20 protein-coding genes are annotated in these 21,876 nt (G+C 42.2%); 11 read left to right on the plus strand and 9 right to left on the minus strand.

Annotated features, from left to right (window positions below; translation table 11 throughout):
- Positions 1-71 precede the first annotated feature (71 nt).
- From BUA11_RS08060 to coaBC, 7 genes are all read right to left on the minus strand, one after another.
- Positions 72-467, minus strand: coding sequence for a DUF1292 domain-containing protein (locus BUA11_RS08060; protein WP_084634417.1), 396 nt, complete (start codon positions 465-467; stop codon positions 72-74).
- A gap of 105 nt (positions 468-572) precedes the next feature.
- Positions 573-1,610, minus strand: a complete 1,038-nt coding sequence (locus BUA11_RS08065) for an AAA family ATPase (protein WP_072760307.1) — start codon at positions 1,608-1,610, stop codon at positions 573-575.
- A 28-nt stretch (positions 1,611-1,638) separates the two neighbouring features.
- Positions 1,639-2,301 carry an SMC-Scp complex subunit ScpB gene (locus BUA11_RS08070; protein ID WP_072760308.1) on the minus strand — a complete coding sequence of 221 codons (663 nt, stop codon included), beginning with the start codon at positions 2,299-2,301 and terminating at the stop codon, positions 1,639-1,641.
- Complete coding sequence (locus BUA11_RS08075) at positions 2,282-2,959, minus strand: segregation and condensation protein A (RefSeq protein WP_072760309.1); 678 nt, start codon at positions 2,957-2,959, stop codon at positions 2,282-2,284. Before BUA11_RS08075 ends, BUA11_RS08070 begins: the two co-directional genes overlap by 20 nt.
- Before the next feature lie 7 nt (positions 2,960-2,966).
- Positions 2,967-3,572, minus strand: a complete 606-nt coding sequence (locus BUA11_RS08080; RefSeq protein WP_072760310.1) for a CBS domain-containing protein — start codon at positions 3,570-3,572, stop codon at positions 2,967-2,969.
- A 40-nt stretch (positions 3,573-3,612) separates the two neighbouring features.
- Positions 3,613-4,596 (minus strand): hypothetical protein, encoded by a 984-nt coding sequence (locus tag BUA11_RS08085; protein WP_072760312.1) that lies wholly within the window; start codon positions 4,594-4,596, stop codon positions 3,613-3,615.
- A complete protein-coding gene (coaBC, locus tag BUA11_RS08090) occupies positions 4,578-5,750 on the minus strand; it encodes a bifunctional phosphopantothenoylcysteine decarboxylase/phosphopantothenate--cysteine ligase CoaBC (RefSeq protein WP_072760314.1) in 1,173 nt (390 codons plus the stop codon). Before coaBC ends, BUA11_RS08085 begins: the two co-directional genes overlap by 19 nt.
- Before the next feature lie 554 nt (positions 5,751-6,304).
- Between coaBC and BUA11_RS08095 the strand changes: the two genes are divergently transcribed.
- From BUA11_RS08095 to BUA11_RS08130, 8 genes are all read left to right on the plus strand, one after another.
- Entirely contained in the window at positions 6,305-7,426 is a 1,122-nt protein-coding gene (locus BUA11_RS08095; protein WP_072760316.1) for an ABC transporter substrate-binding protein, read from the plus strand.
- A 59-nt stretch (positions 7,427-7,485) separates the two neighbouring features.
- Positions 7,486-8,598 (plus strand): ABC transporter substrate-binding protein, encoded by a 1,113-nt coding sequence (locus tag BUA11_RS08100; RefSeq protein ID WP_072760318.1) that lies wholly within the window; start codon positions 7,486-7,488, stop codon positions 8,596-8,598.
- A gap of 80 nt (positions 8,599-8,678) precedes the next feature.
- A complete protein-coding gene (locus tag BUA11_RS08105; RefSeq protein ID WP_084634418.1) occupies positions 8,679-9,590 on the plus strand; it encodes a branched-chain amino acid ABC transporter permease in 912 nt (303 codons plus the stop codon).
- Between the two features lie 11 nt (positions 9,591-9,601).
- Complete coding sequence (locus BUA11_RS08110; protein WP_072760320.1) at positions 9,602-10,666, plus strand: branched-chain amino acid ABC transporter permease; 1,065 nt, start codon at positions 9,602-9,604, stop codon at positions 10,664-10,666.
- On the plus strand, positions 10,663-11,535 hold the full coding sequence (locus BUA11_RS08115) for an ABC transporter ATP-binding protein (RefSeq protein ID WP_072760322.1): 873 nt from the start codon (positions 10,663-10,665) through the stop codon (positions 11,533-11,535). The genes BUA11_RS08110 and BUA11_RS08115 overlap by 4 nt, the downstream gene beginning before the upstream one ends.
- Positions 11,522-12,232 carry an ABC transporter ATP-binding protein gene (locus BUA11_RS08120; protein WP_072760324.1) on the plus strand — a complete coding sequence of 237 codons (711 nt, stop codon included), beginning with the start codon at positions 11,522-11,524 and terminating at the stop codon, positions 12,230-12,232. The genes BUA11_RS08115 and BUA11_RS08120 overlap by 14 nt, the downstream gene beginning before the upstream one ends.
- A gap of 270 nt (positions 12,233-12,502) precedes the next feature.
- Positions 12,503-13,051 (plus strand): 4Fe-4S cluster-binding domain-containing protein, encoded by a 549-nt coding sequence (locus BUA11_RS08125; protein WP_084634419.1) that lies wholly within the window; start codon positions 12,503-12,505, stop codon positions 13,049-13,051.
- On the plus strand, positions 13,035-14,954 hold the full coding sequence (locus BUA11_RS08130; RefSeq protein ID WP_072760326.1) for an anaerobic ribonucleoside-triphosphate reductase: 1,920 nt from the start codon (positions 13,035-13,037) through the stop codon (positions 14,952-14,954). The genes BUA11_RS08125 and BUA11_RS08130 overlap by 17 nt, the downstream gene beginning before the upstream one ends.
- A gap of 39 nt (positions 14,955-14,993) precedes the next feature.
- Here BUA11_RS08130 and mutS read toward each other — a convergent pair whose 3' ends face one another.
- Positions 14,994-17,411 carry a DNA mismatch repair protein MutS gene (gene mutS / locus BUA11_RS08135; protein WP_072760391.1) on the minus strand — a complete coding sequence of 806 codons (2,418 nt, stop codon included), beginning with the start codon at positions 17,409-17,411 and terminating at the stop codon, positions 14,994-14,996.
- Positions 17,412-17,587: 176 nt separating this feature from the next.
- On the opposite strand from mutS, the gene BUA11_RS08140 reads away from it, so the two are divergent.
- On the plus strand, positions 17,588-18,121 hold the full coding sequence (locus BUA11_RS08140; RefSeq protein ID WP_072760328.1) for a GNAT family N-acetyltransferase: 534 nt from the start codon (positions 17,588-17,590) through the stop codon (positions 18,119-18,121).
- Positions 18,122-18,132: 11 nt separating this feature from the next.
- Here the strand turns inward: BUA11_RS08140 and tsaB are convergent, their stop codons facing one another.
- Positions 18,133-18,804: a tRNA (adenosine(37)-N6)-threonylcarbamoyltransferase complex dimerization subunit type 1 TsaB gene (tsaB, locus tag BUA11_RS08145; RefSeq protein ID WP_072760330.1), complete on the minus strand. Its 672-nt coding sequence runs from the start codon at positions 18,802-18,804 to the stop codon at positions 18,133-18,135.
- 139 nt (positions 18,805-18,943) lie between these two features.
- On the opposite strand from tsaB, the gene BUA11_RS08150 reads away from it, so the two are divergent.
- Together BUA11_RS08150 and BUA11_RS08155 are read left to right on the plus strand one after the other, a co-directional pair.
- Complete coding sequence (locus tag BUA11_RS08150; protein ID WP_072760332.1) at positions 18,944-20,287, plus strand: GntP family permease; 1,344 nt, start codon at positions 18,944-18,946, stop codon at positions 20,285-20,287.
- 80 nt (positions 20,288-20,367) lie between these two features.
- Complete coding sequence (locus BUA11_RS08155; protein WP_072760334.1) at positions 20,368-21,624, plus strand: glycerate kinase type-2 family protein; 1,257 nt, start codon at positions 20,368-20,370, stop codon at positions 21,622-21,624.
- Positions 21,625-21,876 lie beyond the last annotated feature (252 nt).

The following is a 21,876-nucleotide window of genomic DNA, read 5'->3' on the forward strand; positions in this document are numbered from 1 at the left end:
AAGCGAATCATTTTTGCCGAAAGATATTTTACCAAAACAGGTAATTGAGGTCAAGATGAAAAATTAGAAACTTATTCTTCCTCTTCATCTTCTTCGTCTGTATCGATGAAGAAATCCTCGTCACCCATCATATCTTCCCAAATCTTTACGACATCGTTGAACTCTTCTTCATTTTGCACGGAGTCAAGGAAAACGTTTCCCTCGTCGTCTTCTGACTTGACGAACAAGTATGTATCTCCAAATTCAGAGATTTCTTCATTCTCTACGAAGATTTCTTCACATACCCAGTAAGTTTTTCCTTTGTTTTCGACTTCGCCAAGCAGTACGAAGTGGTGTTCGTTTCCTTCCTCGTCCATAAGCGTGAATGCGTCGATGTGGTCATGGTGTTCATGATCGTGGTCGTGTTCGTGACCGCAATCACATTCGTGATCATCGTGATGATGGTGTTTGTGTTCGTGATCAAACATGTTAATCTCTCCTTCCTCAAAGAAATATACGATTAAATGATACCACACATTCGCTAATTTTGTTTAATTTTGTGTTAAATTTATGTTCTCTTTGCTTTCGGAGTGTTATTCCGAATAAGAGATGAGTTTTCTCATAATCGTGTCAGAAAGTTCGCCCTTTAAACCGGGTGTATTCGACAAATTGACAAGCATCCTGATGAAGGCTTCGAACGAATCTCTCGGCACAACTTTTGAAAGTTTGAACAGATTTTCAACGATCGTTTCGACATTGTTCTTGAGACTTTCGAGTTCTTTGTCATCTACCGTTGTTATGAAATCGACGAGCCTTATCAAAATTCCATTAGCTTCGTGTATATCAAGCTCCTGAGGTATGTGACCTTTTAAGAGTATCTCAGACGGGCTGTACATGGAACCTGATATGCTCTGATCTACGAATACCTTTGCTGCCTCAGGTCCAACTATCCCGCTGGCAAGGATGTAAGAATATTCTTTCTTTTCCTGTTCGTTCATAAGTGAAAGCACCCGGCTCAGTTTATACCAGCTTCTCGGGCTCGGCTTTATGGAGGTTTTCAAAGAGACGCCTTCGCGAACGGACAAAAATTCTGGATATTTGGAGATAAAACTAATGACTTCCTCTGCAACGTTTACCTGCCTTGACCAACTTATCCACTCTTGTGGGTCCGGGTGGACTTCCAATATAAAGAACCTGCTCAGAAAAGCCGGATCGGTTATTAGCTCCACCTGGTCGTAATTTTCATCTGGCGGGTTCATGGAAGCCATTATCCACGTACCTTCCGGAAGTACGTGGTTGTGTATCCTTTTATCGACAAGCAGCTGCATTATAGCATTTCTGATGCTTCTGTGAGCTCGGTTTATCTCGTCAAGCAGTATTATAGTATTCCCATCCTCGGGCCACCAATCTGGTGCCAAGAATTTTGTCTTGTTCTCATCTCTTGCAGGCAGACCTATCAAATCTCCGGGCTCCATCTGGGACAGAACGAGTATGATAAGCTTCCTGTTTGTCTCTTTTGCGATGTCTCTTGCAATGTCGGTCTTCCCAACACCAAAATGGCCGATGAGAAGAGGAATTTCTCCGGCTTCCATTATCTTTTTTGATAAGTACTTTGCTTCGTTGACTGTCACATCTAACACCTTCCTTTATATTCCCTTTTCATTCTTCAGGTGGAAGTTCGATATCTTCAGGAATGACTTCGAATGGGGCGATTTCTTCCTTTGTAGCAGCATCTTGATTGCTGTCTTGCGGGATTTTTTCTTGAGATTCTGATGGCTCGGGCGTTTCAAATAAATCCTTGCCAATGCTTTCAAACGAAGCTCCACCGGCTTGTCTTACTAATTCTTCTATCATGCTTTCATCTTTAAACGTATCGGTGAGGCTGTACACAAATGTCCTTCCCAGTTTTCGCCTCTTAATAACCCCAGCTACTAGCAGCTGCTTGATTAAATTGGACGAATCCTTACCGCGCATGCTGTCTATCTCGAGCTTAGTTGCCTGCCTTCGAACAGCAAGAAATACCGCAATTTCCAATTGAGATGGAGACAAACTTCCGAGATTTCTTCGCTTGGCAACCTTAGAAACAAAATCGGAAAACTGCGGTTTTGTGTAGAATCTATAGTAATCCTCTATTTGTTTCAACTCAACTCCGTACTCTTCGCCGGAATACCTTTCTTGAAGATATTTCAAAACCTCATCAAGTTTTTCTTCAGGCAGTTCGGTAAGTTCAATAAGCAATGTTTTCGATATACCTCGGGAAGCGAATATAATGGCTTCAACAAGAGAAACATATCTTTTCAAATCATCTTGCAGTTGCGACATCTTCTTTCACCACTCTTCTTAAGACCATGTCGTCGTCAATTGTATACCTTTCAAACCTTATCAACTCGAGCACAGCTAAGAACTTAACGATGATTTCATACCTTGAATTGCTATTTCTCAAAATCTCGTACAGGCTTACATTGTCATATATTTCTTCTATCTCAGCCATTATCCTCTCGAGAGAATAGTTCTCTTTTTTAATAACATAAACCTTCTGCTTAACTTCGACTTCTTGAATAGCCGCTTTAACGATCTTAACTAACTTCTTTTCGTCGACCTTCGGGAAAACGTATGGAATCTTTACGGGATACTGATCGGGATTGCTGCTGTTTGCAATGTGTTCCGTTAACTCTTTCAACCTCGCGTATTCCTCAATTCTGCGTATCAACAATTCCCTTTTGTATTCGTACTCTTTCTTTTCCTTTTCGCTCATCGGAAGCAAGCTTTTCGATTTCAGTTCCAAAAGATACGCAGCGGTCGCTATGAACTCCGAAGTTATATTCAAATTAAATTCTTCCATCTGGTTAACATAGTACAAAAACTCATCCGCCAGCTGAGAAATGGACAGCTGACGGATGTCTATTTTCTTTTTTTGAACTAAATAAAGGAGCAGATCTAAGGGACCTTCAAATTGCTCTAACTTAAAATGCAGCTCCATCGCTTAATTAAAAGAAACCTTCTTCCTCCACTATGGATTCGTACGGGATTTCGTAAACTTCGAGAATACCTGCAACACTCTCTGCGTCCTTGCTGTCAACTTTGATTGAGACCTGCCTGCTTTCACCATCTTTGAGAGTGAGTATTGATAGTATGTTGATTTTGTTGTTAGCGAGTACGTCTATGACTCTCTTGAGCTCTCCGGGCTTGTCTTGTAAAGTGAGATTGATCCTTATCCCATGCTCGTCCATTGCGGCGATTTCAGTCATCGCTTCGAGAACTTCCTGGATTGAGAGCACGCCGATGACTTCGCTGTTGGAATTCACAACTGGGAGTATCGTTTCCTTGTTTTCGATGAGCATCATTGCCGCTTCTTCGATTGTTGAATCTTCAACGATGTAGAAGTCAGGGAAAACAACATATGGAGCAACTTTTTCATCCATCTCGACTTCTTTGACGACCGATTTGTGGAGCAAACCGTCGAATTTGCCATCCTCATCGAGGACGATACAGTAATCGCAAGAAAATCTTCGCATCTCGTGTAGTGCCTCTGAAATTGTCTGCGAATTCTTCACCTTTGGAAATAGAGTATTTACCCACCTTACTGCTTTCATGAATAAAACCTCCTTTGCCTCTCATTTTAGTTATGGATTCTTAAAAATAGTAGTAATATACTTCACCGCTGTCTGAACAATACACTGCGAATGAATTGCTTGAATTATTTATCCTGAGTACCTCAAGAGGATAATCCCCCGTATCTAACGTGATTATATCTTTTCCATTTGAAGTAACCATAACCTTATTATACGGTGCACTTAGAATTACAACTTGCTGACCAACCTTAGTAACATACGTAGGCGTGTAAGGAACCTTGAATGTCCCTATAATTTCATCGTTCTTGAGCATATAAATCGTTGAGTTTGACATAGAAGCTATGTAATAAATCTCACCGTCGAAATATGCACTTGATATATATGAAGCAAGTTTTGTTAATTTGCTACTTGCCAAGTTGTACACTTGTCCTCCGCGTGTGTCGACAAGCAAGTCGTTTACCAAAATTGAGGGCGTTGTAAGGCCTATTTTTACCGGCTTTTCGTTAAGAAACTCGACATCCTGTGACTCGTTCCAAAGGTACGTACCTAAAACTTTATTTCTCCAAAGAAAAATATATGCTGCGGAACCTGAAAAAGCTGACTTTGACACCAATTTCAGATTCGTATCGTATATGTGCAGAGCGCCGCCTTCGAGGAGTATATATACATTTTTTCCATCGAAAAGACTACCTTGAATGCGTCTTTCGAATTTAACACTAAACAAAAGCTCTCCATCAAGAGATATCTTCGAAAGATAAGGTCCTGTCCTGTCGACAACCAAATAGCTATTCTTAAGGTCGTATACAGCAATGACAAAATTACCAATGTAGTTGAAATAAGATAAAATTTGCTTGCTTGATATATCATAGACCGCCATGTTGCGGCTGAATGGATCAATAAAAATAACGTCCCCATTAGTGCGGAAATTTCTGAATGAATACTTTATACCAACGTAGACCTTCTCGATAGTTACAGAAAACACGCTTGAAAACAAAAGGATAAGAAATAAAAAAGATATCATAAATCTTAGTGTGTGTCTGTGCATACTCTCTTCAACAGCTCCTTTGCTACTTCTTCCTTAGTACCTTCCAGATTTACAACCGCTTTGCCTTTGAATATTATATATACCTCTGTCTTATCGCTTCCCATCACTTTTCGAGCATCGTTTGCAACTATAACATCGGCATTTTTCTTTACAAGTTTTTCGTAACCGTTCTCGATGATATTCTGAGTCTCTGCTGCAAATCCAACAACAATTTGCGCCGATCTTTTGTGGTGACCTACGTATTCTAATATATCAGGCGTCTTGCTCAATTCAATAACAAGCTTATCTGAAGACTTTTTAATCTTCTCCTTTGCACTTTCAGCTGGTGCATAATCCGCAACAGCGGCACACATAATAAGTATATCATAGTCATCGTATTTTTCCAAAACATTTTCAAACATCTCGCGTGCGCTTTCAACCTTCACTATTTCATCTACAAAATAAGGATATTCCATACACGTTGGTCCGGTTATCAAACACACATCTGCACCTAATCTTTTCGCCACGTTCGCAATTGCATATCCCATCTTACCGCTTGAGTGGTTCGAAATGTACCTTACAGGATCAATGCTTTCCCTTGTTGGACCCGCTGTAACGAGCACCTTCTTGCCTGCAAGCGGCTTCTCTTCAGCCAAGATATGTATAAATTCTATAATTTTTTCATTTTCAGGGTACCTTCCCTTTCCAACCTCTCCACAAGCCAAATGTCCAACTTCCGGTTCTAAAACCTTCCATCCCAATTTCTTAACCTTCTCCAAATTCTCCAAAGTTGCGGGATTTTCGTACATCCGAGTATTCATCGTTGGAACGATGACCTTGTTTTCCTTGTTAAATGCGAGAGCAGTTGTTGTCAAAAGATTGTCAGCAAAACCATTTGCAATCTTTGCAATCGTATTTGCCGTTGCCGGAGCTATGATAAAAACATCAGCCCATTTTGAAACTTCGGTGTGAATTATCCAGCCAGACTCAATCTCGTACGTATCCGTATAGACTTTACAGTTACCAACTGACGAAAACACAACGGGGTTAATCAACTTAGCTGCATTCTCAGTCATTATCACCTGCAGATTCCATCCTTGCTTTCTAATCTTACTTGCCAAATCGACAGCTTTGTATATAGCAATCCCAGAAGAGACACCTAATAGGACATTCATCTTACCCACCACCCTTACTGTATCGTATTTTTCGCCATACGAATATACCTTGTACATATTATTATATCATGTACCAATTTCGCATGTGAATTTGATTTCTGTATTAATTAAAGTACCTTACTCTGATGGCTATTAAAAGTGCTCAGAAACAGCTTAATGTTACGTATAGTTAACAAAACATGAAGCGTAAAAATGATATAAAAAGATACTTGTTGAAATTCAATGCTATCAATGTAAAATCATAATAATTTATATGCATTACAATTGTAACAACAAAACTTTAATTATAATAGATGGGATTACTCGAATGAGTCCAAATGTCCAAAAATTTATGAATTTTATAATCTAAGACTGATAAAGTTGTCATATCTATCTAAATTAGCACATTTTCTTCGTATTTTAAATGAAAATAATAGTAGGTATTGACTTTAAAAAATCAAGTATGTTAAAATATGAAAAAATTTTTTAAGCGTGTTAAAATTCCAAGCTGTTCCAACAGATTGAAAAGACACAATAAGTTATTTCTCATTACTTTTTCAAGGGAGGGTGAAGGTATGAGTAGTTTGAAGAAAGCCGTCTTAGTTCTTCTTTTAGTTAGTTCTCTTAGTGTGTTTGCAGTTGTGAAGATTGGTGCTCTCTTGCCACTCACAGGTGGGGTCTCTGCGTTCGGAGATTTGGTAAAAAAGGGTATCGAGCTGGCACTTGAAGAAAGAGGAACTGTGCTTGGCGAAAAGATTGAGGTTGTCTACATGGACACGAGAAGTGAGAAAACAGAGGCAGCTAACGGTATTGCAAGGCTTATTGATAAAGAAGGAGTTATCGCTGTTATAGGCGAAGTTATCAGCGGTAACTCGATTGCAGCTGGCGAAATAGCTGAAAAGAAAAAAGTACCTATGGTCAGCCCATCTTCGACAAACCCACTCGTGACACAAGGTAAGAAATTTGTTTCAAGGGTATGCTTCATCGACCCGCTCCAGGGTACAGCGCTTGCAGAATTTGCAGTTAAGACATTGAAGATTAAAAAGGCAACGGTCCTCACGGACGTTGAGCAAGACTACAGCGTTGGTCTTTCAAACTATTTCATCGAAAGATTCAAGAAATACGGCGGACAGGTACAGCAGTTGCAATACAAATCAGGAGACAGCGAATTCAGCGCCCAGCTGTCACAAGCGTTGGCATTCGGAGCAGAAGCGATAGTAGTGACAGGATACTACAATGAAATAGCTCTTGTTGCACAACAAGCAAGGGCACTCGGATTCAAAGGATACATCCTTGCGGGAGATGGAGCTGATGCGCCAGAGTTAATAAAGATAGGTGGACAAGCAGTTGAGGGAATATACTTTACAACCCACTACCATCCAGACGCACCTGTTACGAGCGTTTCCAAAAAATTCGCTGAAGCATTTGTAAAGAAATACGGAGTAAGGCCGTCCACACTGTCAGCACTTGGGTACGATGCATACATGTTAGTAGTAGAAGCGATAGAGAGAGCAAAAACAACAAAGCCAGAATTGATAGCTACAGCAATTAGGTCTATTAAGAACTTCCAAGGTGCAAGTGGAACGATTACGATAGATGCAAATACGGGAAATGCAACAAAAGATGTTGTGATTCTAACAGTTAAAAAACAGCAGTTTGCTTTTGCTGCGACTATTTCTGCAGCATCTTTGAAATAGTTTGTTCAAAATTGGGGGGTTAAAACCCCCTTTTAAAATCTTCTTGGGGAGGGATTTATGTGAGGAAAACGGTCGTTGTACTCTGGCTTTTACTTGTCCTCAGTGTCTTTGCTGAGATTAAGATAGGTGTACTCCTACCGCTGACAGGCGGTATTTCTGCTTTTGGTGACTGGACGAAGAAAGGCATAGAGCTTGCCTACAAGCAAAAGAACACAGTTCTCGGTCAGAAGATTGTACTCGTGTATGCAGATACAAGAAGTGAAAAAACGGAAGCTGCAAACGCTATGGCAAGGCTTGCCGACAAGGAAAAAGTCGTTGCTGTAATAGGAGAAATCGCAAGCAGCAACTCTATGGCAGCAGCGGAAATTGCTGAAGCAAGGAAAGTTCCGCAAGTAGCTGTTACGTCAACTAACCCACTCGTGACACAAGGCAAGAAGTTTGTTTCAAGAGTCTGCTTCATCGATCCATTGCAAGGTACAGCACTTGCAGAATTTGCAGCTAAGAACCTCAAAGCCAAGAAAGTGGCAATATTTGTGGACATAGAACAGGACTACAGCGTTGGTTTGACGAACTACTTCGTCGAAAGATTTGAAAAGAAATACAAAGGCCAAGTACTCAAGGTACAGTACAAATCAGGCGACCAAGAGTTCAGTGCACAGATTGGACAAGCAACTGCTTTTGGAGCAGATGTAATAATGTTCACAGGTTACTACAACGAAATAGCACTCGCTGCTCAGCAAGCAAGATCCATGGGCTACAAAGGATACTTCATCGCAGGTGACGGTGCGGACGCTCCAGAGCTCATTAAAATAGGTGGTAAGGCTGTTGAGGGACTCTACTTCACAACACACTACGTACCGGAAGCTGCGACGACGAAACTTGCTAAGGACTTCGTAGAAGCATTCAAAAAAGAATTCGGTACGCTCCCAGCAATGAACGCAGCGCTTGGTTACGATGCTTACATGCTCGTCGTAAACGCTATTGAACGCGCAAAATCAGCAGATCCTGTAAAAATTAACGAAGCAATCAGAGCTACAAAAGGTTTCCAAGGCGTTAGCGGAAACATCACGATCGATGCTAACGGAAACGCAATCAAAGACGTCATTATAGTAAAGGTTAAAGATGGGAAATTCGCATTTGAAACAAGGATAACGCCAGAAAACTTACAATAATTCGCAACAACGCCCGTGCTCTGTGCTAACCGCACAGGCACGGGTTTAGGTTTTTACACATTCTCGAGGAGGTGTCGATATTGACCATAAACCTTACTATCTTTGTTCAAAATCTGTTCAATGGGTTGATGGTTGGTGGGTTGTATGCATTAATAGCTGTGGGATACACAATGGTGTATGGTATACTGAGACTCATTAACTTCGCATTTGGTGACATCATGGTCATGGGTATATACTTCGCATTTTACGGAGCTACGCTCATTAGATTCAGCTTTCCTCTCGCTGTTATATTCTCGCTTGGTGCAACGGCTGTACTGGGTGTTCTTATCGACAGGCTTGCTTACAAGCCACTGAGAAATTCGCCAAGAATTTCAGCCTTGATAACGGCAATTGGTGTGTCGTTCTTCATTGAAAGCTTTGCGGTTGTTTTCTTCGGACCGAACTACAAAGCATTCTTAGAGGCTTTGAAAAACAAAACTATTGCCTTTGAATCGTTCGTCTTCGGCAACGTCTACCTTCCAAAGATCATATTCATCATCCTTGGCATAACCGCTGTTGCTTTGGTTCTGCTTTATCTGATTGTCTACAGAACAAAAATGGGAATGGCAATGCGAGCAATATCTGCTGACATACCGACAACATCATTAATGGGTGTCAATGTTGATAATGTTATTGGCTTTACATTTGCTATCTCATCCGCCTTAGCTGCTCTTGCTGGCATCATGTGGGCTTTGAGGTACCCGAGCTTCTATCCATACACCGGTTTTGTTCCGGGACTTAAAGCGTTCATAGCGGCTGTTCTTGGTGGTATAGGCTCCATTAACGGAGCAGTCCTTGGCGGTATACTGCTCGGTGTCATAGAGATGATGATAATCACATTTTTCCCAACCCTCATGCAGTACAAGGATGCGTTTGCGTTCATAATCCTTATCCTCATACTCCTTGTAAGACCAGCAGGGCTACTCGGCAAACGCGCGGTAGAGAAAGTTTGAGGTGAGAGCAGATGAAGAGCAAGACGAAAAGGGATTTAACACTGACCGTACTATTCGTAATTTTCGTTGCTATTTTGCTTGCTATTGCCAATGTTAGATTCGATTCTTACCAAAGACAAATACTATCACTGATGGCGATATACGGAATAATGGCTGTGAGCTTGAACCTTGTTAATGGTATAACTGGTGTATTTTCACTTGGTCATGCAGGTTTTATATTACTCGGTGCGTATACATCGGCACTTCTCACAATTCCGCCTGACCAAAAACAGATGATATTTATCATTGCACCACCGAGCCCTCTAATAGCGAACTTGCACACCGACTTCTTTACGGCGACGATAATAGGCGGTCTTGTCGCAGCTTTCGGAGCGTTCATAATCGGATTTCCGGTTTTGAGACTTTCGGGAGATTATCTTGCTATAGCGTCGCTCGGTTTTTCAGAAGTCTTAAGGATATTTGCACTAAACCTGCAATCGATAACGAACGGTTCTCTGGGCTTAAAGGGACTGCCAAACTACACGAACATCTGGTGGAGCTGGGGCTGGCTCTTAGTTACGGTATTGTTTATTGTTAGCTTGGTAAAAAGCTCATACGGTAGAGCACTCTTAGCTATACGAGACAACTCGATAGCGGCTGAAGCGATGGGAATAAACGTCTTCAAACACACCTTGCTTTCATTCGTTATCAGCGCATTCTTTGCAGGCGTGAGTGGAGCGCTGTATGCCCACTGGCTCACCACGATAGACCCGAGGATAACGACATTCGGTCCAATCCTAACCTACTACGTGCTCATTATGGTCGTTCTCGGTGGACTTGGTAGCATAAGCGGGTCGATAGTTGGTGCAATAATCTTCGCGTTCCTCATGGAATGGCTCAGAGCGTTCGAACAGCCATTCACACTCTTTGGAAAAGAATTCCCAGCGATACAAGGCATGAGGATGCTCGTTCTCTCAGTGCTGTTTGTCATAACGATGATCGTCTGGAAGCGCGGAATATTTGGAAGAGGAGAACTAACATGGGAAGGAATAATAAGATTTTTCAAGCGCATCAGTTCAAGAGGTGGTAAACAATGAGTGAAGTCAAGACAAATAACAAAACTCAAAAGCCTGTGATACTAAAAATGGACCACGTAACGATGCAATTCGGAGGATTAACTGCGGTCGATGACTTCGATAACGTCGCATACGAAGGCGAAATCCTCGGTATAATAGGTCCGAACGGTGCTGGAAAAACCACAGCGTTCAACGTCATTACAGGCATATACTTCCCAACAAAAGGAAGGATAATATTTGAAGACATAGACATAACACCGTACAGACCGCACCAGATAACGCATCTGGGCATTGCAAGAACGTTCCAGAACATAAGGCTCTTCGGAACGCTTACTGTTCTTGACAACGTCCTTGTTGCAATGCACCATTTGTTGTCAACAAGAGATGCTGATGCGATACTCAAAAAGCACGGTAAAGAACCAAAAATCAAAGGACACCTCTGGTTCTGGAGGGCGGTCAGCAAAATAGGTTACAAAAACCAGGAACAAGCTATGCGAGAAAAAGCTATGCAATTGCTCAAAAAAGTCGAGCTCGACCACCTTGCGGACGAAATAGCATCATCACTCCCATACGGTCAGCAGAGAAAACTTGAAATCGCAAGAGCGCTTGCGACTGAACCGCGGCTACTCCTGCTCGACGAACCAGCGGCAGGTATGAACCCGAAAGAATCCGAAGAACTCATGGAATTCATAAAATACATCCGAGATGAATTCAAACTCACGATCATACTCATCGAACACGACATGAAAGTCGTCATGGGCATATGTGAAAGAATAATAGTTATGGACTCAGGAAAGATAATTGCTGAAGGAACACCTGAAGAAATAAGTCGAAATCCGAGAGTTATCGAAGCTTACCTTGGTAAGGAGTGGGAACATGCCGGTGCTTGAAGTTGAAGGCTTACACGTATTTTACGGCTCAATCAACGCAATTAAAGGAATATCGTTCAAAGTTGATAAAGGAAAAGTCATAACGCTTATCGGCGCCAACGGCGCTGGTAAGACGACGACGCTATCAACAATCGCTGGCTTGGTTAAAGCAAAGAGGGGAAAAATCATCTTCGAAGGAAAGGAAATTCATAACCTGCCACCGCACCAGATTAACAGACTTGGCGTATGCCTTGTTCCGGAAGGTAGAAGAATCTTCCCAAACTTAACGGTCATGGAAAACCTCATGATGGGCGCATTCAACAGAAAAGACAAAGAAGGCGTAAAACAAGACCTTGAATGGGTCTTTTCACTATTCCCAAGACTTGCGGAGAGAAAAAACCAACTGGGCGGAACGCTCTCTGGTGGAGAACAGCAGATGCTTGCGATTTCGAGAGCGCTCATGAGCAGGCCTAAACTACTCATGATGGACGAACCATCGCTTGGACTTGCGCCTATACTTGTTGAAGAAGTCTTCGAAATAATCAAAAAACTTAACGAAGACGGAATGACAATACTGCTTGTTGAACAGAACGCAGTCGGTGCGCTCAACATATCGCACTATGGATACGTACTTGAGACAGGAAACATAACCCTCGAAGGAAATTCCAAAGATCTACTCAAAGACGAAAAAGTCAAAAAAGCATACCTCGGGTTGTGATTTGTTAATTCATTACGAACTCCAAAATACCCGGTTATAGCTGAATACGACCGTTCATACCCGTTTTTTGGATTGTGAAATATACAATCGATAGTTGTCGAAAAGAAGTATGCACAATATTTTGGGTGGGGATTTTGAATTCCCCACCCTTTTAATTTGACAAAAGTTTTCCGTTGATGTACTATATATTGTGTACAATCCTAAAAATATCCAATATAATGCGTTGACTATCCTATTTAAGCGCTTTTTTGAATTTGTGGGGGAATGAATATGACATTTGAAAAGCCACTTTTGCGGGTTGTGAGGGTACTGTACGGCGACCATCCAGAATTGCCTTCCGTCAGCGTATATTTCCAAGGCTGTGATGCTTTTCCAAAATGCGCAGGCTGCCACAATCCTGAGACGTGGGAATTCAACGAAGATTTTTCCGTTGACTTTGAAAGTCTCAAAGAGCACGTCATTTCAAAACTTCAAACACTGCTTAAAACGTACGAAAAAGTCAGCTTGGCGTTACTTGGCGGTGAGCCACTGTCGTTCAGGAACAGAAGATATTGTTATTTACTCGCTAAAGAAGTTAAAGAAACATTTGGCGACAAAGTCGTCGTAATCGTGTACTCTTGGAGGACGCCGAAAGAACTGCTTAACATGAACATACCGCTGAGCTATTTCGATGAATTCGTACTCGGAAGGTACAACCACAAATATCACAGAAACGGATTTCCAGCTTCGGCAAACCAGCTTTACTTAAATAAAGAACAACTTATCCAGATATTGCAAATTATTAGTGCAAGGGGGACAAGGTATGTCAAAGTTAGTTGATATTCTCAAAGTTTTCAACTTCGAAAATGATTTCGTGGAAGAGATTTCTCAAGTTCCCGAAGTTTTTCTTGGTTTAGAAGGCATTGACTGGCAGCTTGATATAGTAAGATTCACTGAACACTTCTTCAACAATGGAATACTCAGCTCTACGATAGATGCCAACGCAAACGTTAGGAGCACGAATGTATATACATACTTCAACGAGGTAGTAAAACCCTGGTCGAAACTCTACTCGCTTTATTACATATACCAGCGCATGAAGTCGCTCTTTGGCAAAGAGGACGCAAGAAAATTTCTGAGGTACGAATTGTATGGCGACGTGTATCTTCACGATGCGCACCACTCAGCATTCGAGCCGTACTGCTATGCCTACTCGCTCAGGCCCATTGTCGAGAAGGGCTTGTTCTTCATCGACAGCATAAAATCCGTCCCAGCAAAGCACCTGTCCTCATACATACAGCACGTTATCCAGTTTGTCATGTTCGCATCGAACCAACAATCAGGCGCTGTTGGACTGCCCGATTTCTTCGTCTGGCTTGCGTACTACTACAAAAAGGACATCGGATCTGGAGTAATACCAAAAGGGCAAGAGAAAGAATATCTGTATCAGATGTTCCAGATATTCACATACTCAATCAACCAACCAATTAGGGGTACGCAGTCTCCGTACACGAACTTCACATACCTTGATAGAAATTACATAAAGTCTATATTCAATGGCGAAACATATCCCGATGGCACGCTGATTACTGACTATGTAGAGGACATAATCGCACTCCAAAAAGAATACTGGCAGTGGATAAGCGAAGAAAGAGAAAAGCAGATGTTCACATTCCCAGTCTTAACTGCATCGCTGCTCTACAAAGATGGAAAATTCATCGACGAAGACAGCGCGAGGTTCATAAACAAAGTGAACTTGAAATGGCAGGACACAAACTGGTACATCTCAGACAGCATCGATGCCGTAGCTTCTTGCTGCAGGCTCACGAGCTCAACTCGTGAAATAAAATTCAAAATGGGACCGGACAAGCTCTCTGGAATGGTCAATTCCATAGGTGGTTCTGACTTGAACATCGGGTCATTCAAAGTCGTAACGCTCAACCTTCCAAGAATAGCGCTCGAAGCGAAAAACAAAGAGCAATTCTTGGAAAAATTGAGGGAAAAAGTCAGAGTCGTACAAAAATCCTTGGCAGCAATAAGGAACATAATCCAGGAAAGGATTCAGCAGGGCGTCCTGCCGCTTTACAACCTTGGCTTGATGGATCTCAACAGGCAGTACGGAACGGTGGGAATCAACGGTGTATATGAAGCGATGGAAATTCTTGGACTAACAACAGTTGACATCGATGGCGTGAAGTACACTCAAGAAGGCGAAGAGTTTGTAGCCACTCTGCTCGATGAGATAAGAAAACTTAACGACGAGGCATTTGAAAAATACGGCTTTACATATAACATCGAGCAAGTCCCTGCAGAAAAGGCGGCTGTTACGTTTGCACAGAAGGATAAAATCTTATATGGAATAAACTACATACTCTACTCTAACCAATGGTTGCCACTAACGACAAACACCGACATGCTCAATAGAATAAAATACTCAGGAATATTCGACAAGAAAGTTTCAGGCGGGGCGATACTGCATATAAACATAGACTCACCGTTCAGAAGCGAAGAAGAAGCTTGGAACATGGTTAACTTAGTAGCTCAGATGGGTGTTGTGTACTTCGCATTCAACCAGAAAATCAGCGTATGCCAACACGGGCACGCATTCTATGGAGAAAAATGCCCAACGTGCGGTGGAAAGAAAACAGACGAATACCTGAGAATCGTTGGCTACTTAGTCCCTGTGAGCTCCTTCAACAAAGTCAGACAAAAAGAAGAATACCCAAAGAGAATATTCTACTGATAAAAAATAACTCCCATCCCCCTTTAGCTCCGCTGATAGTTAAAACATTCTCAACTGTCCCTCCGGGACAGTTTTTTTCGTCGACTTAATCTTCTTCATTTGTCCTTCCTTCAAAATTCCAACCTTCTTCTCTATATCACTCTTCTCAACGATTATATTCAATATCTCCCTCGCCCTATCGACTATACTCTGCGGCAGTCCCGCGATGGCCGCTACCTCTATCCCATAGCTCCTGTCTGCTACTCCTTCGATTACCCTGTGCAGGAAGATGACACCATCTGCTGTCTCTTTTACATCAACTGTAAGGTTCTTTATCCCATCGTACGCATTAGCAAGTTCTGTCAACTCAGTAAAATGCGTTGCAAATAAGGTCTTGCACTTCACCTCGTTATATATGTACTCACTCATAGACCATGCGATACTAATACCATCGAACGTACTTGTCCCCCTTCCAACCTCATCGAGCAAAACGAGGCTCCTCTCCGTTGCTTTCGAAAGAATCAGTGCAACCTCGCTCATCTCTGTCAGGAAAGTACTCTTTCCTGTTGAAATATCGTCCCTTGCGCCCATGCGCGTGAAAATCCTGTCGAAAACAGGTATCTTCGCAAAACTTGCCGGCACAAAACAGCCAATCTGCGCCATTAGCGCAATCAACCCAACTTGCCTGATGTACGTACTCTTTCCGCTCATATTCGGACCTGTCAATATGAACATCCTGAGCCTGTTATCCATATACGTATCATTCGGCACAAAGCTGTCCACAAACCTCTCAACAACAGGATGCCTGCCCTGCAATATCTCAAGCTCGCCATCTGAAAGCACGGGCCTTGCGTATCCGTACAGACTTGAAACGTATGCAAATGTAGTGTAAATATCTATCCAGCTAAGCGTCTCGGCAACTTTTTGCAACTGCTCAGTGTAGACCTTTATCTCATTGCACAGATTCTCAAACAACGCCTTCTCGAGAGCCTCAACCTTCTGCTTTGCAGCCATGATTTTGTTTTCGAATTCTTTCAATTCCGGCGTTGTGTACCTTTCGGCGTTCACAAGTGTCTGGAGCCTTGTGTAGTGCTCCGGAGCATTTTTCACCTGTCCTTTCGGAATCTCTATGTAATAACCAAAAACATTGTTGAAGCCAACTTTCAGCTTCTGAATTCCCGTCTTTGCCCTCTCAATTTCTTCAAAATCCTTCAACTTCTCATTTGAATGGTACAAAAGCTCGCGGTACTCATCGAGCTCTTTTGAAACCCCTTCCTTGATTATCTTTCCTTCTCCAAGCTCACCTTCTATCTCATCGTACATCGCACTTTGAATCTTCTCTTTTACAACACTTAAATCTGGCAAATCCTCAAGCAATTTTGAAAGCTCGTCGTTACTTGCCAGCGCATCACGCAGAGGTTCTATAACCTCGAGCGTGAGCCTCAGGCTTATCAAATCCTTCGGCTTTGCGCTGTCGTATTGTATCCTGTTTATTATCCTCTCCAGATCGTAGACGCCATCGAGATACTCTCTTACCTCATTCATCAACAGCTTATCTTCCAAAAACGCACTCACCATATCGAGCCGTTTCTCTATCTCTCTTCTATCCTTCAAAGGATGTAGAATAACCCACTTCAAAAGTCTCGAACCCATAGGCGTCTTTGTCTTGTTCAGCACATCGTACAAATTCTTCCCCCGTTCTCCGGGAACAAGCGACAGATTCTCGATTGTTGTCGAATCGAGAATCATATATTTCGACTCGTCGAGCGTCCTTGGAAACCTCAACTTCGCCTGTTTATTGATTGTGTAATTCAAATACTTCACTAAAGCTCCAAACGGATAATGCGCATCGCCAAGCTCAAAATGGTCGATTGAAAAAACATTGTACGCTTCCTTTATCGCATCGATTGTATTCGTATAATACCAATCATCGAGCCGGTCAATAAAAACCTTTATCTTATCCCTCAACTGTGGATACATGCTCTCCGGGCATATAACCTGCGTGATTTCGTGGGTATTTACAAAATCGATTAAATCATCTAGGCTGTCAAAAGCCTTAACGACAACATCGCCTGTTGAAGTATCTGCCAAGACAGTATATATCTCTCCGGATTTTGATTCATAAACCGACATCATGTAGTTGTTGCTCGTTGAAAGCAACTCATCTTCGATAATTGTTCCGGGTGTAATGACGCGCGTTACCTCACGCTTCACAATACCCTTAGCCAACGCTGGGTCTTCCATCTGCTCGCATATAGCGACCTTGTAGCCGCTGTCCACGAGCTTTTTCAAATAATTATCCAAAGCATGATAAGGAATGCCTGCCATAGGGGCATCCTGGCGCTTTGTAAGGACAATATTAAGCACCTTAGAAACAGTCAGGGCATCATCGAAAAACGCCTCATAAAAATCCCCGAGGCGGAAGAGCAGGATGGAATCCTTGTATTTCTCTTTTATTTCAAGATATTGCTTCATCATAGGGGTTAACTTTACGTTGCCAAACAGATTCTGGCCCGAGTGACCTGCATGACCTGTCACAATACCACCTCTTTGAAAAGCTATAGATTGACAAAAGTCGGTGAAGAGATTAAAATTTACATCAATATTTTAACATTTTTTCCAAAACATAGTAAGGGGGAATAGGAGGGAATACTATGCTTGAAGGAAAACTTGTGAAATTGGTAGAGTACAAGAAAGAATACTTAGAAAAAGCACGGGAGATGATAAACGACTGGGAAGTTAAAAAATACCTCACACCTGGTATACCATTCCCGCTAAGAATAGAAGACGAAGAAAAATGGTACAGCTCGCTCAATCCATTTGGGAATGGAACATATTCATTCGCAATACTGCTCAAAGATACGAATGAATACATAGGTGGCTGCGGGGTTAACACAGTAGACTGGAAAAACTCCGTTGCTGAAATAGGAATCTTTCTTGGTTCGCAGTACCATAACAAAGGATATGGAACGGATGCGATGGAAGTACTCATACGATTCATATTCAAAGAAATGAACATAAACAAAATAAGACTTCACACCTATTCATTCAACAAACGTGGAATCCGCGTGTACGAAAAAGTTGGATTCAAAACCGAAGGTGTGCTGAGAAAAGAAATATTCAGAGAAGGACAATACCACGACATAGTAGTTATGGGACTTCTAAGAGAAGAATGGCAAGAAAAATAAAAGAAGGGAGCTTAAACGCTCCCTTCCTTCTTCCTCTTCTCAAAATTAAGTTCAGCGATGCTCTTTTGCAGATACAAAGGCTCAATATCGTTTACAAATCGCTCATTTTCAATTTCTTCGCATGCCAAAAGATACAAATTCCTTGCTGTAGGCAAACTCAATTCACTCAACTCGAACTTATTCAACTTAACATCGCTCTCGAAAAACTCCGCCCCATCGCCAAGGAAAAGCTTTGGGCTGAATTCTCGATATCGTTCATTTATCAAATCAACCGTTTCTATGAACGGTGACACAATCTCATCAAGCTTCCCATTCTCCGGCTTATACAGAGCACTGTACAAATACCCTTCCCTTGCCTTTCTAACAACAGCGATGTATCCATTATAGAACAGCCCATTCAGCGCTATCAGTTTCAACGAACTAATCTGAACAAACTTATTGCCAATTCCAAGCCCGTAGGCAAACGAAATCCCAACACGCAGCCCCGTAAGCCCACCAGGACCTATACCGATTCCGACTATATTCAGATTGCCAAAATCTACCTCAGCCATCTTTTCAACAACCTGCGAAACCTGAATCCCGTGCTTTGCCTTTGTCTCGAGCTCAACAAAAATCTTCTTTTCATCGTCCACATAACACGCAACAACTCTTGGTGTTGATGTATCCAAAGCGAAAAGTTTCAAATTAACGCCTCCTTGTCAAAGTATCATCAAGAAGAATTTTAGCACGAATTAAAAAAATTTGAATTCGAAAACTGTTGAAATTTTTTAAATATCGTATGTTAAAATATCCATAACCACACTTCTACAAGGGGGGAAGGGTATGAGTATCTGGCTACCTATTTTGCTGCTGCTCTCGATAGTCTTCATCGTCTACTCAACAGTTCGATGGAAGCTGCATCCATTTTTAGCACTGATCTTTGCGGCATTCTTGTACGGCTTACTTGCAAAGATGAACTTGGGAGACATCGTTAAATCCATCACTGAAGGTTTTGGTGATACAGTCAGCTCGATAGGGATAGTCATAGTTGCAGGAACGATCATAGGCATCTTCCTTGAAAAATCAGGTGGAGCATTTACCATGGCAGAATCGGTTCTCAAAGTAACAGGAAGAAAGAACGTCCCGCTTGCCATGAGCCTCATAGGTTACATAGTTTCCATACCGGTTTTCTGCGATTCGGGATTCGTCATTCTAACACCACTGAACAAAGCATTGACGAAAAGAGCCAACCTTTCTCTTGCCACCACAGGAATCGCTTTGAGTTTAGGTCTTTACGCAACACACACCATGGTTCCACCAACTCCCGGTCCAGTTGCGGCTGCAGGTAACCTCGGCGCAGATCTTGGATTAACCATACTTATGGGAATGATAGTAGCCGTTCCCGCAATTATCGTTGGTTGGCTATTTGCAACAAAGTATGCGTCGAAAATACAGATTGACCCAGAACCCGAACTGACTGAAAAAGAAATTGAACAGAAAATGAAAGAGGCACCGAAAAGCACAATGGCATTCCTGCCAATTGTTCTGCCAATAATTCTCATTCTCCTCAAATCAGTATCAGATTTCCCGACAAATCCATTCGGCACTGGCGGATTCAAAAACTTCATCGGCTTCATCGGTCATCCAGTTACAGCATTGATGATAGGTGTCTTAATCTCCTTCTTACTCCCGAAAAAACTCACAAAAGATATGATTTCAATGGGTGGCTGGGTTGGACAGGCAGTCACGCAGGCAGGAGTTATAATACTCATAACCGCTGCCGGTGGTGCGTTTGGTAAAGTACTACAAAACTCTGGTGTAGCAAATCTCATTGGTGAATCTTTATCAAAAGCAAACCTCGGCATGTGGCTTCCATTTATCATTTCAGCTGCAATAAAAACTGCGCAAGGTTCATCAACGGTTGCACTCATCACAACATCAGCTCTACTTGCTCCATTGATGGAACCTCTTGGCTTAGTTTCACCAATTGCCAAAGCACTCACGGTTGTGGCAATCGGAGCTGGCTCAATGGTTGTTTCACACGCTAACGACAGCTACTTCTGGGTTGTCAGCCAACTCTCAAAGATGGACGTTAAAACAGGCTACAAACTCCAAACATTTGGAACACTCCTTGAAGGCTTAACAGCTGCGGTGACAGTCTGGATAATAAGTCTCTTCGTGATTTAATATATAATGAGCACACATGCTCTGGCTAACCGCCAGAGCATGTTTTATAACCTCACAAACTTCCAACAGGAGGCGATACAATGCCACAGTTAAAAGAGCACATCAACCAAATCATCTCATACACCCTACATCACATCCTCCCAGACAATGCTGTAAGGCAAAAACTTGAAGAACTGAATATTCAGACAGATAAAAGAAGAATTATCGTCGTTGCAATAGGCAAGGCAGCTTGGCGCATGGCAAAATCTACAAAAGAAGTACTTGGAGAACGAATCGATAAAGGAATAGTAATTACAAAATACCAGCACTCCGAAGGAGCGATAGAAGGCTTGGAAATATTTGAGGCGGGACACCCAATCCCTGACGAAAACACATTGATTGCAACAAAAAGAGCGCTTGAACTGACAAGCAATCTCTCAGAAAACGACATCGTACTATTCTTAGTCTCCGGTGGAGGCTCAGCGCTCTTCGAAGAACTACAAGAAGGTGTAACACTGCAAGACATACAATTCATAACACAGCAGCTTCTCAAAAGTGGAGCGAATATCGTTGAGATAAACACAATACGAAAGCATTTGTCAATTGTAAAGGGAGGAAGATATGCCCAGCACGTATATCCTGCAAAAGTAATCACCCTTGTACTCTCAGATGTACTCGGCGACAGGCTCGACTCCATAGCCTCAGGACCCGCGTATCCCGACTCAACGACAAGCGAAATGGCGCTCCAGATAATAGAAAAATACAACATACCAGTCTCTAATGCGATTTTAAACGCGCTAAAAAACGAAACGCCAAAAGAACTAACGAATGTCGAGACCTACATAATCGGTAGCGTTAAAGTTGCATGCGAAAAAGCAATGGAGAAAGCTAAAGAATTGGGCTACAACACGTTGCTTCTAACAACCACATTGGACTGCGAAGCCAAAGAAGCAGGCAGATTCCTAAGCGCAGTCGCAAAAGAAATAAAACAAAACGACGTTCCGGTGAAAAAACCAGCTGCTGTTATTCTCGGCGGGGAAACCATAGTGCATGTTAAGGGCAACGGCAAAGGCGGGCGCAACCAAGAACTCGCACTATCATTTGCCTTAGCGATAGAAAGTATCGAAGGCATAGCCTTGTGCAGCTTCGGAACAGACGGCACAGATGGTCCGACTGATGCAGCAGGAGGAATAGTGGATGGAACGACTGCTTCCAAAACCAGAAACGCCGGTTACAACCCAGAACTAATGCTTGAAAACAACGATTCATACAACGCCCTAAGAATCGCTGGTGACCTACTCATAACCGGACCGACGGGAACGAATGTCAATGATTTGATCGTGATGGTGGTGGGATAAGAGATTGGAGCTGTTCAAGATATGAATGGTTTTCCTCAACCTCCCTCTAGAATATGCAACACCTTTCTTACGGTAAGCTTTCTTTCCTATTATATTAGTCAATTATTTACCAAATGTTTATACTGAAGAAACCAATTCCATAACTTACTTAAAAGAACAAGAAGAGTATGCAATGTTAACAATTCTCTCTGTGTAAGCGCAAGAGGAGGTCACTGTGATTAGAAATGGTCATGATTAATTAACACTGACATA

This window comes from Fervidobacterium gondwanense DSM 13020, from assembly GCF_900143265.1.
Lineage (GTDB): Bacteria > Thermotogota > Thermotogae > Thermotogales > Fervidobacteriaceae > Fervidobacterium > Fervidobacterium gondwanense.